The sequence below is a fragment of the Chromobacterium paludis genome (assembly GCF_008275125.1).
GTDB classification, from domain to species: domain Bacteria; phylum Pseudomonadota; class Gammaproteobacteria; order Burkholderiales; family Chromobacteriaceae; genus Chromobacterium; species Chromobacterium paludis.
The window spans coordinates 273,001-286,488 of record NZ_CP043473.1; the positions used below are offsets into that span (position 1 = coordinate 273,001).

Consider the following 13,488-nt stretch of genomic DNA (forward strand, 5'->3'; position numbering starts at 1 on the left):
CGTCGCGCGGCGTCGAACAGCCGGCGTCTTAAAACCTCGTCCGGTGCTTTTTGCCGGCGCGCACAGAAGGGGATAGGGGCTGATCGGATTTGATCAGCATCTTGCTGACACGTGGTGCAGATAATTTCAATGAACGAGGGAGTGGAACGTATTCGATGCGCCATCGTCCCCATCAGCGCAAGCCGGCTTCGAAGGCATTCCCAAGGTTTTAAGCCGCCAATTGTTTGAGCGGGGCGACGGTAGCGCCCCGCGAGTTGGGCGGCGCCTTGGGAATGCCTTCGAAGACGGGGTTTCGCCGCGCTGTTGGGGTCGCCTAGGGGTGTCGGGGAGCTGGCGAGACAGCTCCCCGACCTGCCTGGCGGGCAGCCCCGCCATCTAAATCACTATCCGCGAAGCGGACTCATCAAAAAAGAACATAGATGTGAAAACGGCCAACTGGATGAGTTGACCGTTCATTCTAGGAACCGATGGAAATCAAGCCAGCCTACGCGCTCAACTCCTTCAACACCTCCTTCACCTTCACGATCCGCTGCGCCACCTCTGGCAGCGCCTGCTCGACGCGCAGCTTGTCTTGCCCGGCCAAGCGGTAATTCTTCTTGCTCTGGATCAGCAGGATGATCTTCACCGGATCGATAGGCGGGTTCTTGATGAAGGTGATCTGCACCGCCACCTCGCTGGCGTCCAGCTTTTGCACCCCCAGCTCCTTGGCTGCCAAGCGCAGGCGATGGCTTTCGATCAGCGTCTTCACGCTCTGCGGCGGCAGGCCGAAGCGGTCGATCAGCTCTTCGTGGATGTCGTCGATCTCCGCCTCGGTCTCGCAGCTGGCCAGGCGTTTGTAAATCAGCAGCCGCTCGTGCACGTCCGGGCAATAGCCGTCCGGCAGCAGCGCCGGGCTGTGCAGATTGATTTCGGTGGTGACGCCCAGGGGCGCGTCCAGGTCCGGCGCGCGGCCCTTTTTCAGATCGCGCACCGCCTGCTTCAGCATCTCGGTGAACAGGCTGAAGCCCACTTCCTGCATCTCGCCGGACTGGCCTTCGCCCAGCACTTCGCCGGCGCCGCGGATTTCCAGGTCGTGCATCGCCAGATAGAAGCCGGCGCCGAGTTCGCCGGACAGCTGGATCGCTTCCAGGCGTTTTTGCGCGTCGCGGGTCATGCCGTCCGGCGTCAACAGATAAGCGTAGGCCTGGTGGTGGGAGCGGCCGACGCGGCCGCGCAGCTGGTGCAGCTGCGCCAGGCCGAACTTGTCGGCGCGGTTGATCAGGATGGTGTTGGCGTTGGGGATGTCGATGCCGGTTTCGATGATGGTGGAGCACAACAGCAGGTTGAAGCGCTGCTGCAGGAAGTCGCGCATCACCTGCTCCAGCTCGCGCTCGCGCAGCTGGCCATGGGCCACGCCGATGCGCGCCTCCGGGATCAGCTCGGCCAGCTTTTCCCGCATGTTTTCGATGGTGTCGACTTCATTGTGCAGGAAGAACACCTGGCCGCCGCGCTTCAGCTCGCGCAATACCGCCTCGCGGATCACGCCGTTGCTCAAGGGGCTGACGAAGGTTTTGACCGCCAGCCGGCGGCTGGGGGCGGTGGCGATGGCGGAGAAGTCGCGCAGGCCTTCCAGCGCCATCGACAGCGTGCGCGGAATCGGCGTCGCGGTCAGCGTCAGCACGTCCACATTGGCGCGCAGCCGTTTCAGCTGCTCCTTCTGCCGCACGCCGAAACGATGCTCCTCGTCGATGATGACCAGGCCCAGGTTCTTGAACTGGATATCCGGCTGCACCAGCTTGTGGGTGCCGATGACGATGTCGACGCTGCCGTCGGTCAGTCCTTGCAAGGCTTGCTTGGTTTCCTTGCCGCTCTTGAAGCGCGACAGCTCGGCGATGCGCACCGGCCAGTCGGCGAAGCGGTCGGAGAAGTTCTGGAAGTGCTGTTCGGCCAAGAGCGTGGTGGGCACCAGCACCGCCACCTGTTTGCCGCCCATCACCGCGACGAAGGCGGCGCGCAGCGCCACTTCGGTCTTGCCGAAGCCGACGTCGCCGCAGACCAGCCGGTCCATCGGCTTGCCGGAGCACATGTCCTGGATCACCGCTTCGATGGCGGTGGCCTGGTCCGGCGTCTCCTCGAAGCCGAAACCGGCGGCGAAGGCGCTGTAATCGGCGGGGGACAGCTCGAAGCTGTGGCCCTCGCGCGCGGCGCGCTGGGCGTACAGGTTCAGCAGCTCGGCGGCGGTGTCGCGCGCTTTTTCCGCCGCGCGCTTCTTGGCCTTTTCCCAGGCCGGGTTGCCCAGCTTGTGCAACTGGATGTTGTCGGTGGCGCCGCCGGCGTAGCGGGAGATCAGCTGCAGCTGCGACACCGGCACGTACAGCGTGGCGCCGTCGGCGTACTCCAGCTGCATCAGCTCGGTTTCGCCCTCGCCCAGGTCCATGGCCACCAGGCCGATGTAGCGGCCGATGCCGTGCGCCTCGTGAACTACCGGGTCGCCGGCCTTCACCTCGGCCAGGTCGCGCAGCATGGCGTCGGAGCTGGCGCGGCTGGTCTTGCGGCGGGTGTGGCTGCGGGCGACGTGCTGGTACAGCTCGCTCTCGGTCACCACGGCGATGGCCGGATCGGCCAGGGCGAAGCCGGAGTAGAGCGGCGCGACGGTCAGCGCCAGCGGCGTCTTGCCGGCCATGAAGTCGGCCCAGTTGTCCACCGGCGTCGGCTTGACGCCGTGTTCGGCCAGGAAGCTCAGCATGGTTTCGCGGCGGCCCAGGCTTTCCGCCGCCAGCAGGATGCGGCGGCCGCCGGCGGCGATGAAGCTTTGCAATTTATGCAGCGGCGCGTCGGCGCGGCGGTCCACGGCCAGCTCCGGCAGCGCGGCGGCGATGTCGCCTTCGCCGGAGAATTCGATGCGGGGGTAGGGCTTGAGCGTGGCCATCAGCTCGTCCGGGCGCAGGAAGATGTCGGCAGGCGCCAGCACCGGGCGCTCGACGTCGCCGCGGGCCATGTCGTAGCGGCCTTGCGCGTCGCGCCAGAAGGTTTCCGCCGCCGCCTGCACGTCGTGGTGCTGGATCACCAGCGCGTCGTCGCCGACGTAGTCGAACAAGGTGGCGGTTTCGTCAAAGAACAGCGGCAGGTAGTACTCGATGCCGGCTGGCCACAGGCCTTGCGACACGTCCTTGTAGACGCGGCTCTTGCTCGGGTCGCCTTCCATCTTCTCGCGGTAATGCTGGCGGAAGGCGGTGACGCCGGTCTCGTCGGCCGGGTATTCGCGCGCCGGCAGCATGCGGATCTCGGGCACCGGGTACAGCGTGCGCTGGGTGTCCGGATCGAAGGTTTTCAGGCTGTCGATCTCGGCGTCGAACAGGTCGATCCGGTACGGCAGCGGCGAGCCCATCGGATACAGATCGATCAGGCTGCCGCGCACCGAGAATTCGCCCGGCGCCATCACCTGGGTCACGTGCTGGTAGCCGGCGGACACCATGTCGCCGCGCAGCTTTTCCACGTCCAGCTGTTGGCCGGTCTTCAGGAAAAAGGTGCGGCCCAGCAGATAGCTGACCGGCGCCAAGCGGCTCAGCGCGGTGCTGACCGGCGCGATCACCACCTGGCATTCGCGCTGGCGGATTTGCCACAGCGTGGCCAGCCGTTCGCTGACCAGGTCGCCGTGCGGCGAGAAGTGGTCGTAAGGCAGGGTTTCCCAGTCCGGGAACAGCGCGATGGTTAGGCCGGGCGCGAAGAACGGCAGCTCGGCCTTCAGGCGCTGCGCGGCCTGGGCGTCGGCGGCGAGAATCAGCAAAGGGCGGCCTTGCTGGGCCAGCGCGGCGATGGCATGGCTGTCCAGGCCGTCGGGCAGGCGGCCGCAGCGGGTTTTCTGGCCGGCGGGCGGCAGGGGCGGTAGCGTATCCAACTTGATCGGGCTTCTGTGCAGGGGTTGTGCTTGTCGCGATTATACCAGCGGCTGGGCATTTGCCTGTCATTGGACGCTAGCCGGCCGCGGCATTCCCGGCTATTGTATGCGTTTGGCTCAAATGCGACTTATTTCAGCATGAAGTAATACAACGTTGAGAGCCTTGTCAGATATTAAGAAAAATAATGCGTATCCCCTGGGTTAATGTCGAATGAAATGAAATCGACATAGTGTCGGGTGTAGCCAAGATCCGGTCTACCGGACGTTTGCAAGAAGGATGGAAGCGTGAGAACCACACCATGGGTGGAGGAGGGGCTGGTTTTCCTGGGCGTTGTCATCGGCGTGGGGTTATGGCCGCATTCTCCCCAGGCGGCGTTGACGTTGGCGAGCTTTTTGCCGCATGGCCTGTTTGCCTGGCAACTGGTGGCGCGCGGCGCGCGCCGCAGCTGGTGGTGGCCGCTGGCGGCGATGTTGCCGGCCGCCTGGCTGATGCCGCCGGCTTGGGCGGCCTGGTTGGCCGGCTCTATGTATCTGATTCCGCCCGGGCTGCGGCTGGGCCGGCAGGTCATTTGGCGGGCGCGTCCGGCATCGCCGCATGAGCTGCGCGATTTGCTGCTGACGCTGATCGCCTATCCGGCGCCCTTGGTGACCGGTTTGCTGGGCTGTTATGTATGGCTGTCCGGCAGCGGCCGCATCGGCCCCGGCGCCTGGGCCTGGCAATGCTGGGCAGCGCTGGCTTCGGCGCTTTTTCTGTGCGTGCCGCTGGCGCGCCCGGCGCCGCAAGCCATCACGCGCATCGTGCGCCTGGAGTTGATGCTGATCTTGGCCCTGGTGGCGGGCGGCGCGGCCTTGCTGCACTCCAGCGCCATTCATTTGAACATTCCCAGCCAGCTGTTGTTTTTCCCCTTCATCCTGTGGGCCGCCTGCCGCACCAGTCTGGGCGGCGCCGCGTTGACCGCGGGCATGGTGGCGGTGGCCCTGTCTCTGGCGGCGCCGGAGCAGGACGCGGTCAATCTGGCTGTGATCGGCAATGTTTCCACGGATTTACTGCTGGCCTTGGCCCTGAACCTGTCCGGCCTGTTGGTGGCCATTCTGATGGATGGTCACCGCGCGGACGAGGCCGCGCTGAAGACCTTCCGCGCCCGCATCGAGTCCCTGGTCAACAACAGTCCCACCATGATGTCGCTGAAAGACATGGATGGCCGCTATCTGCTGGTCAATGCGGCTTACGCCAAGCGGGTTGGCGTTTCGGTGCGCGAGTTGATCGGGCGGCGGCCCGAGGATGTGTTCGACGAAGACGACGCCAGGCAGATCCGCGAGCAGGACCAGCAGGTGTTGAGCTTGTTGACGCCGCGCCAGTTCGAGGAACATTTCTCGCTCAACGGCGTGGAAACCTATCTCTTGGCCTCCAAGTTCCCGTTGTTCGACGCCGAGGGCCGGCCGGCCGGCGTGGGCAGCGTGGATGCGGACGTCACCCTGAACAAGCGCGAGCAGAAGGCGAAGCGCGAGGCCGAGGAGCGTTATCTGGCCTTGGTGGAACAATCGCTGGTCGGCATCTACATCATGCAAGACGAGAAGCTGGCCTATGTGAACCCCAAGCTGGCCGAGATCATGGACTACCAGCCGGGAGAGATGGTGGGCATGACCATGCCGCAGCTCCTGGTGCCCGGCGAGGCGGTGCGGTTGCGCCAGCAATTGCTGCGGCGCTTCCGCGAGAATATTTCTGTCATGCATTACGCCACGCGCGGCCTGCGCAAAGACGGCGTGGTGGTGGACCTGGAGGTGCATAGCCGGCTGTTCGAGCTGGAAGGCCGCAAAGCGGTGATAGGCGTGGTGATGGACATTTCCGAGCGCCTGCTGGCCGACAATAATCTGCGGCTGGCGGCCAAGGTGTTCGAAAACTCGGCCGAAGGGATTTTGATCCTGGACGCGGCGGCGCGCATCATCGCCGTCAACGACGCCTTCACCCGCATCACCGGCTACGTGGAGGAAGAGGCGCTGGGCAAGGCTTCGCGCATTTTCAAACAAGGCGAGCGCGAGCGCGAAAGCATGCTGGAGGCGCTGGCCGGCAGCGGCTACTGGCACGGCGAGATGCGCGATCGGCGCAAGAGCGGCGAATGGTATCCGGCCGAGCTGTCCATTTCCGCGCTGCGCGACGAGAACGACGAGCTATGCAACTACGTGGCGGTGTTTTCCGACATCACCCAGCGCAAAGAGGCGGAGGCGCGGCTGCAGTTCCTGGCCAACCATGACCCGCTGACGCGGCTGCCCAACCGCAGCAGCCTGACGGCCCAGCTGGACGAGGCCCTGCTGCGCATGGGCAGCCAGGGCGGGCAGCTGGCGGTGATGTTCATCGACCTGGACCGCTTCAAGCTGATCAACGACTCCTTCGGCCACCAGGCCGGCGACCAGCTGCTGTGCGAGATCGCCTTGCGCTTGGCGCGCGTGGTGGGCGAGCGCGGCATGCTGGCGCGTTTGGGCGGCGACGAGTTCACCCTGCTGATGAGCGGCTTCGACAACCACACCCAGCTGGCCGAAGTGGCGTCGGACATCCTGGCGGAGCTGGGGCTGCCCCTGAGCCTGGAGTCGCACGAGGTGTTCATCACCGGCAGCATAGGCATCAGCGTGTTCCCGCATGACGGCCGCGACGCGCAGACGCTGCTGAAAAACGCCGACGTGGCGATGTACCGCGCCAAGGAGGCCGGCAAGAATACCTACCAGTTCTTCGATCCCGGCATGAATACCCAGACCTTCGAACGGCTGCTGCTGGAAAACGGCCTGCGCATGGCGCTGGAACGCGGCGAGTTCGAGCTGCACTTCCAGCCGCAGCTGTCGGCCGATACGCGCAGGCTGCATGGCGCGGAAGTGCTGCTGCGCTGGCGCCATCCGCAGCTGGGCCTGGTGCCGCCGGTGCGCTTCATCGCCCTGGCCGAGGAAACCGGCCTGATCAAGCCGATAGGCGACTGGGTGCTGGCCGAGGCTTGCCGCCAGCTGGCCGCCTGGGACCGCGAGGGGCTGGCGGTGCCGCGGCTGGCGGTCAACTTGTCGCCGCGCCAGTTTGGCCAGCCCACCCTGCTGGACAAGGTGGCGGACGCGCTGCGCGAGGCGGGCCTGGCGGCGGAGCGGCTGGAGCTGGAAATCACCGAGAGCATGATCATGCAGAACCCGAACGAGGTGGTGGGCCTGCTGAGCAAGCTGAAGAGCCTGGGCGTGTGGCTGTCCATCGACGATTTCGGCACCGGTTATTCCTCGCTGTCCCACCTGAAGCGCTTCCCGCTGGACACGCTGAAGATTGATCAGTCCTTTGTCGAGGGGCTGCCGGACGACGGCGACAACGCCGCCATCGCCGAGGCCATCCTGGCCATGGCCAAGAAACTGAAATTCCACGTGGTGGCGGAAGGCGTGGAAAACGAGGCGCAGGCGGCCTTCCTGCAGAGCAAGGGCTGCCATACCCTGCAGGGCTACCATTTCAGCCGGCCGCTGCCGGCGGCGGACTTTGCCGCCCTGGTGTCGGGCTGGCAGCGCGAGGCCGCGCCGGTCTAGCTGGGCCGGCGGGCGGCTTGCGGCTACAATGGCGGGAATTGTGAATTAGAGAATCCCCGCCATGAGCAATAAACGCCTGATACACGGCTTCCACGCCATCAACGCCCGCCTGTGGCAAAACCCCAAGAGCGTGCTGGAGATCTGGCTGGCCGGCGGCCGTCACGATGCCCGCGCCAAGGCGGTGCTGGACAAGGCCAGCGAGGAGAAGATCAAGCTGCACATCGTGGACAAGGAGCGCCTGGACTCGATGAGCGGCAACGCGCGCCACCAGGGCGTGGTGGCGATGATAGACGCCAGCATGAACTACGTGACCCTGGACGACGTGCTGGAAAACCTGGCGGAGCCGCCGCTGCTGCTGATCCTGGACGGCGTCACCGACCCGCACAATCTGGGCGCCTGCCTGCGCGTGGCCGACGCCATGGGCGCGCACGCCGTGATCGCGCCCAAGGACCGCTCCGCCACGCTGAACGCCACCGTATCCAAGGTGGCCTGCGGCGCGGCCGAAGTGGTGCCCTACATCACGGTGACCAATCTGGCGCGCACCTTGCGCGACCTGAAGGACGCCGGCGTGTGGATAGCCGGCACCACCATGGAAGCCGACACCGACCTCTACCACTTCGACGCCGCCGGCCCGCTGGCCTGGGTCATGGGCGCCGAGGGCGAGGGCATGCGCCGCCTGACGCGCGAGCATTGCGACGTGCTGGTGTCCATCCCCATGTTCGGCACCGTGGAAAGCCTGAACGTGTCGGTGTCGTCCGGCATGGTGTTGTCGGAAAGCCGCCGCCAGCGCGTGTTGAAGGCGCAGGGCTGAGTTCTCTGCTGATGAAAAAGGCCGCTGCGAGCGGCCTTTTTCATCCCTGCCCGCCCAGCCTTTCCCGCGTCAGCGCCAACCAGGCGCGCGCGGCGTGGGACAGGTAGCCGCCGCGTTGCCAGATCAGGCCCAGGTGCCAATACAGCCGGCTGTCGTGCAGCGGGATCACGTCGTATTGCGCGCGGTCCAGCCGCGCGACGATGCTGCGCGGCAGCAGGGTGACCCCCAGATTGGCCCCCACCAGCTCCACGATGAAGTCCCAGTGCGCGCTGCGGCCGACGATATTGGGCGTCTTGCCCAGGTCGCGGAAGGCGTCGCTGACGCGGCGGCTTAGCGTGAAGTCGTCCGGGTACAGCACCAGCGGCTGGTCGGCGATGTCCGCCAGGCGCACCATGGCCTGGCTCTGCCAGCGCGAGCCGGCCGCGGCCACCAGGCATAGCGGGTCGCGCACCACGGAGTAATGCTCGAACAGCTGGCTGTCCACCGGCAGCACCGCCACGCCGATTTCCAGATCGCCGCTCTTGATGCGGTTTTCTATCGCCAGCGCGCCGTCTTCCACCATTTTCAATTCGATCTGCGGGTAGAGCCGGCGGTAGTGGCTGACCACCGGCGCGAAGAAGGCCACGCCCACCATGGGCGGCAGGCCCACCACCAGCTCGCCGCGGCTGAGGCCGGACAGATCGGTCAGCTCGCTCTTCAGCTGCTGCATGGCGGACAGCACGTCCAGCCCGCGCTCATAGGTGACGCGGCCGGCGTCGGTTAGCCGGAAGCTGCGGCCTTCGCGCAGGATCAGCGGCATGCCCAGTTCCTCTTCCAGCTGCTTCACCATTTTGCTGATGGTGGGCTGGGTGACGAATAAGGCGTCGGCGGCGCGGGTGAAGCTTTGGCATTTCACCAGTTCGACAAAGTAGCGCAGGGCGCGGATGTCCATTTTCCATTCCTGTTTGGAATTGTAATGATAATTTTAATTCATTTTTAGAATGGATGGCGGCTCGCTATACTGGCTGCAAGTTCTGAATTGATGGAAGCCGAATCATGGCCCGCCGCCTGTTTTCCCGCCTGATGCCGCTGTTGCAAACCTCTAGCCAGGTTGCGCTGCTGAGCCTGGTGTGGCTGGCGGCCAGCCAGCTGAGCCACCGCTTCTTGCCGGCGATGCCTGCCGGCGTGCTGGGCATGCTGCTGGTGTTGGCCGGCTTCGGTTCCGGCCTGTTGCCGGTGGACTGGTTCCGCCATGGCGCGCGCTGGCTGCTGGCGGAGATGCTGTTGTTCTTCATCCCGGCGGTGGTGGCGGTGGTGCAGTATCCGCAAGTGATTGTATCCGCCGGCGCCCGTTTATTGCTGGTGATCGTCGCCTCCACCGCGTTGGTGATGGCGGTGACCGCCCTGGTGGTGGACCGTTGCTATCGGCTGGAAGTCTGGATGCGCCGCCGCGCCAGCAATCGCAAGGCGCAGATGGGGGCGGAAGTCCATGGAACATGAGATTGCCTTGATCTCCTTCGTACTCACCGTGGTGCTGTACTGGGTGGTCAAGAAGTATTACCTGAAAACGCGAAGCTGGTGGAGCACGCCGATTCTGGCGGTGCCGCTCTTGATCATCGGCCTGGTGGTGTTGGCCAGGGTGCCTTATGCCACTTACTTCGCCGATACGCGTTGGCTGACCTGGCTGCTGGGGCCGGCCACGGTGGCGTTTGCGGTGCCGATTTACGAACAGCGCGCCATCATGCGCCGCCACTGGCTGTCCTTGAGCTGCGGCGTATTGGCGGCGATACCGGTGGCGGTGGTCAGTTCGGTGGCGCTGGCGCGCTGGCTGGATTTGTCGGAAACGATGCAGAAGAGCCTGGCGCCGCGTTCCATCAGCACGCCGTTCGCCTTGGCCGCGGCGCATGCGCTGGGCGGCTCGGCTGATTTGACGGCCTTGTTCGTAGTGGTGACCGGAGTGTGCGGAATGATGTTGGGACAATTGATGCTGGCGGTGCTGCCGATACGCTCCGCCCTGGCGCGCGGCGCCTTGTTCGGCGCGGCGGCCCATGCGGCCGGCACGGCCAAGGCCAATGAGATAGGCGCCGAGGAAGGCGTGGTGGCCAGTTTGACCATGATGCTGGCGGGCGTGGCGACGGTATTTGCCGCGCCGCTGATCGGATACTGGTTGTAAAGAGTTTGTGTTGTGACCTGATTGCCGGTGGGGTGGCGATCAGTGGGTTTCTCCTCTGCCCCAAAACGAGCGTTGACTACGGCCGGCCCTTTTGGGTCCGGCCATTTTTTTTGGCCGCGTGGTCGTGATCGCGGCTGTGGCCGTGGTTGTCCTGGCCAAAGGGCGTGTGGCAGACGCAGGGTTCGCCCTCTGCCGCCTCCACCAGGGTTTGCAGGATGCCGCAATCGGCCGCCGCGTGGCTGGTGTGGCATTTGTCGCGCAAGGCTAGCAGCTGCTGTTCCAGCAGCCGCAACGCCTCCACTTGCTGGTGCACCTTGGCGATCTGCTGGTCTATCAGCAGATTGATGTCCTCGCAGCCGTGCTGGTGGTCGGCCTTGAACGCCGCCAGGTGGCGGATGTCGGCCAGCGACATGCCCAGCGAGCGGCAATGCAGGATGAAGTTCAGCTCGCCCAGCTGTTCCGCGTTGTAATGGCGGTAGCCGGAGGCCGAGCGCTGCGGCGCGGACAACAGGCCCTCGCGCTCGTAATAGCGTATGGTTTCCACCTCGCAGCCGGTTTTCTTGGCCAGTTCCCCGATCAGCATGATGCCTCCCGATCAAAAACGCTTGACCCTGTAGTCACTTCAGGGTGTGCAATGCGCTCAGACTATCAAGGGAGGCGCATATGTCAAGCTTCACGCGTTATCGCAGGGCGGCCGTGCCGCACAAAGGCCAACGCCAGGCCCTGGGCGGCGATTGTTGCTCGGCCAAGGCCGAGGTTGGTTTGGCGCTGGCTGGCGAGTCGCGCAGCGAACATGGCCATGGCCACGGCCATCCATCCGCTCGCGGCAGCGGCTGCTCGCATGGCCACGATCATCAACACGGGCATGAGCACCCGCACGGCCGAGGCGGCTCCCAGGAGCGGGACCGCGAGAGCGGCCATCGGCATGAACACGGCGCAGGCTGTTCCCACGATCACGGCGATGCCGCGCCAGTCCGCGCGCAACTGGGGCGGGGGCCTGGGACGAAGCAAGCGCGCCTGCAGATCCAGGCCATGGATTGCCCGACCGAGGCCCGCCTGATCGAGAAAGCCCTGGTCGGCATGGACGGCGTGGTGGCGTTGGAATTCAACTTCATCGAGCGCGTGCTGCTGCTGCAGCATGATCTGCCGCATCTGGACGGCGTCAAGCTGGCCATCGCCAAGCTGGGCATGCAGGCGGTGGAGCTGGACGCCGCCGCGCCCGCGCAGGCGCCGCAAGGGCCTGGCCGCCGCGCCAATTTATTGTTGCTGGCCTCAGGCCTGAGCGCCGCGGCAGCGGAAGCGGCGGCCTGGCGCCTGGGCGACGGCCAGTACGCCGTGGCGGCGCTGGCACTGGCCTCCATCTTGCTGGGTGGCATTCCTACTTTGAAAAAGGGCTGGATCGCCTTGTCCAGCCGCACCTTGAACATCCACTTCCTGATGTCGGTGGCGGTGATCGGCGCCATGCTGATCGGCCAATGGCCGGAGGCGGCCATGGTGCTGTTCCTGTTCGCCATCGCCGAACGGCTGGAGGCGATGTCGCTGGCGCGGGCCGGAGAGGCGGTGCGCGCGCTGATGGCGCTGGCGCCGGAAACCGCCTGGGTGGCCGATGGCGAGGGCTGGCGCGAGACGCCGGCCGCCGAGGTGGCGATGGGCAGCCGCGTGCGGGTGCGGCCGGGCGAGCGCGTGCCGCTGGATGGCCGCATCGTGTCTGGCCACAGCAGCTTCAATGAGGCGCCGATCACCGGCGAAAGCCTGCCCGTGGACAAGGGGCCTCAGGACGCGGTGTTCGCCGGCAGCATCAACGGCGGCGGCGTGATCGAAATCGCCAGCACTGCGGCGGCCTCCGGCTCGGTGCTGGCGCGCATCATTTCTACGGTGCGCGACGCGCAGGCAGCCAAGGCGCCGACCCAGCGCTTCATCGACCGCTTCGCCGCTGTCTACACCCCGGTGGTGCTGGCGCTGGCCGCGCTGTTCGCCGTCATCGCGCCTGCGTCCGGCCTGATGCCCTGGCACCAGGCCATCTACAGCGCGCTGGTGATGCTGGTGATCGCCTGCCCCTGCGCGCTGGTGATCGCCACGCCGGTGACCGTGGTCAGCGCCCTGGCGTCCGCCACGCGCCACGGCTTGCTGGTCAAGGGCGGCGCGCCGCTGGAGATGGCCGCCCGCATCGACACCGTTTGCTTCGACAAAACCGGCACGCTGACGCAGGGCTTGCCCCGCGTCACCCGCGTGCTGCCGCTGGCCGGCGATAGCGAAGATAGCGTGCTGGCCTGGGCAGCGGCGCTGGATAGCCATTCCACCCATCCGCTGGCCAAGGCGGTGCTGGACGAGGCGGCCAAGCGTGGCGTCGCCGTGCCGGCGTCTGAGCAGGTGACCGAGCTGGCGGGGCGCGGCGTGCGCGGCTGGGTAGACGGCCGCGAGCTGCTGCTGGGCAGCCGCCGGCTGGCGGCGGAGCGGGGCGCTTTGTCGCCGCGGCTGGAGCGGACGCTGCAAGATTTGGACGCGGCCGGCGAGGGCGTTCTGGTGCTGCTTGAGCAGGGACGGGCGCTGGCGGCGCTGGCGGTGGCCGATCAGGCGCGGCCGGAGGCGGCGGCGACCGTCGCGCGCTTGACCCATTTGGGCGTGCGGACGGTGATGCTCAGCGGCGACAGCCCGCAAGTGGCCGCGGCCGTCGCCAGGCAGACCGGCGTGGGGGCCGCGCACGGCGGCTTGCTGCCGCAGGACAAGCTAAGCCACATCGAGCAGCTGCAGCAACGCGGCAAGGTGGCGATGGTGGGCGACGGCGTCAACGACGCGCCGGCCTTGGCCCGCGCCGACTTGGGCATCGCGATGGGCGCGGCCGGCTCCGACAGCGCGCTGGAAACGGCAGGCGTGGCGCTGATGGACGACAAGCTGTCGCGTCTGGCGGACTTGATTGCCCATGCCCGCCGCACCGCGCGCGTGCTGAAGACCAATATCGCCATCGCGCTGGCCATCAAGCTGGTGTTTTTCGTCTTGGCTTTGCTGGGCGCGGCCAGCCTGTGGATGGCGGTATTCGCCGACGTGGGCAGCAGCCTGATCGTGATCGCCAACGGCCTGAGGCTGGCGCGCGCGTTGCGGGCCTGA

8 protein-coding genes are annotated in these 13,488 nt (G+C 66.1%); 5 read left to right on the top strand and 3 right to left on the bottom strand.

Features of this window, described 5'->3' with window-relative positions:
• Positions 1-484 precede the first annotated feature (484 nt).
• Positions 485-3,877: a transcription-repair coupling factor gene (gene mfd, locus FYK34_RS01350; protein WP_149294708.1), complete on the bottom strand. Its 3,393-nt coding sequence runs from the start codon at positions 3,875-3,877 to the stop codon at positions 485-487.
• Positions 3,878-4,162: 285 nt separating this feature from the next.
• Here mfd and FYK34_RS01355 point away from each other — a divergent pair, with 285 nt between their 5' ends.
• Positions 4,163-7,420, top strand: a complete 3,258-nt coding sequence (locus tag FYK34_RS01355) for a bifunctional diguanylate cyclase/phosphodiesterase (RefSeq protein ID WP_231137339.1) — start codon at positions 4,163-4,165, stop codon at positions 7,418-7,420.
• Between the two features lie 61 nt (positions 7,421-7,481).
• The gene (rlmB, locus tag FYK34_RS01360; RefSeq protein WP_149294709.1) at positions 7,482-8,231 is read left to right on the top strand and encodes a 23S rRNA (guanosine(2251)-2'-O)-methyltransferase RlmB; all 750 of its coding nucleotides are present in this window, start codon (positions 7,482-7,484) and stop codon (positions 8,229-8,231) included.
• Positions 8,232-8,271: 40 nt separating this feature from the next.
• Here rlmB and FYK34_RS01365 read toward each other — a convergent pair whose 3' ends face one another.
• The gene (locus tag FYK34_RS01365; protein WP_149294710.1) at positions 8,272-9,162 is read right to left on the bottom strand and encodes a LysR family transcriptional regulator; all 891 of its coding nucleotides are present in this window, start codon (positions 9,160-9,162) and stop codon (positions 8,272-8,274) included.
• A gap of 104 nt (positions 9,163-9,266) precedes the next feature.
• On the opposite strand from FYK34_RS01365, the gene FYK34_RS01370 reads away from it, so the two are divergent.
• Together FYK34_RS01370 and FYK34_RS01375 are read left to right on the top strand one after the other, a co-directional pair.
• Positions 9,267-9,710: a CidA/LrgA family protein gene (locus tag FYK34_RS01370; RefSeq protein WP_149294711.1), complete on the top strand. Its 444-nt coding sequence runs from the start codon at positions 9,267-9,269 to the stop codon at positions 9,708-9,710.
• The gene (locus tag FYK34_RS01375) at positions 9,700-10,383 is read left to right on the top strand and encodes an LrgB family protein (protein WP_149294712.1); all 684 of its coding nucleotides are present in this window, start codon (positions 9,700-9,702) and stop codon (positions 10,381-10,383) included. The genes FYK34_RS01370 and FYK34_RS01375 overlap by 11 nt, the downstream gene beginning before the upstream one ends.
• Positions 10,384-10,459: 76 nt before the next feature.
• Here FYK34_RS01375 and FYK34_RS01380 read toward each other — a convergent pair whose 3' ends face one another.
• Positions 10,460-10,966: a Cd(II)/Pb(II)-responsive transcriptional regulator gene (locus FYK34_RS01380; protein ID WP_149294713.1), complete on the bottom strand. Its 507-nt coding sequence runs from the start codon at positions 10,964-10,966 to the stop codon at positions 10,460-10,462.
• Between the two features lie 80 nt (positions 10,967-11,046).
• Here FYK34_RS01380 and FYK34_RS01385 point away from each other — a divergent pair, with 80 nt between their 5' ends.
• Positions 11,047-13,488, top strand: coding sequence for a heavy metal translocating P-type ATPase (locus FYK34_RS01385; protein WP_149294714.1), 2,442 nt, complete (start codon positions 11,047-11,049; stop codon positions 13,486-13,488).

Bases quoted from the DNA above. Each gene is read 5' to 3' on its own strand.
- rlmB (WP_149294709.1), top strand. From the start codon at position 7,482: ATGAGCAATAAACGCCTGATACACGGCTTCCACGCCATCAACGCCCGC.
- FYK34_RS01365 (WP_149294710.1), bottom strand. From the start codon at position 9,162: ATGGACATCCGCGCCCTGCGCTACTTTGTCGAACTGGTGAAATGCCAA.
- FYK34_RS01370 (WP_149294711.1), top strand. From the start codon at position 9,267: ATGGCCCGCCGCCTGTTTTCCCGCCTGATGCCGCTGTTGCAAACCTCT.
- FYK34_RS01375 (WP_149294712.1), top strand. From the start codon at position 9,700: ATGGAACATGAGATTGCCTTGATCTCCTTCGTACTCACCGTGGTGCTG.
- FYK34_RS01380 (WP_149294713.1), bottom strand. From the start codon at position 10,966: ATGCTGATCGGGGAACTGGCCAAGAAAACCGGCTGCGAGGTGGAAACC.
- FYK34_RS01385 (WP_149294714.1), top strand. From the start codon at position 11,047: ATGTCAAGCTTCACGCGTTATCGCAGGGCGGCCGTGCCGCACAAAGGC.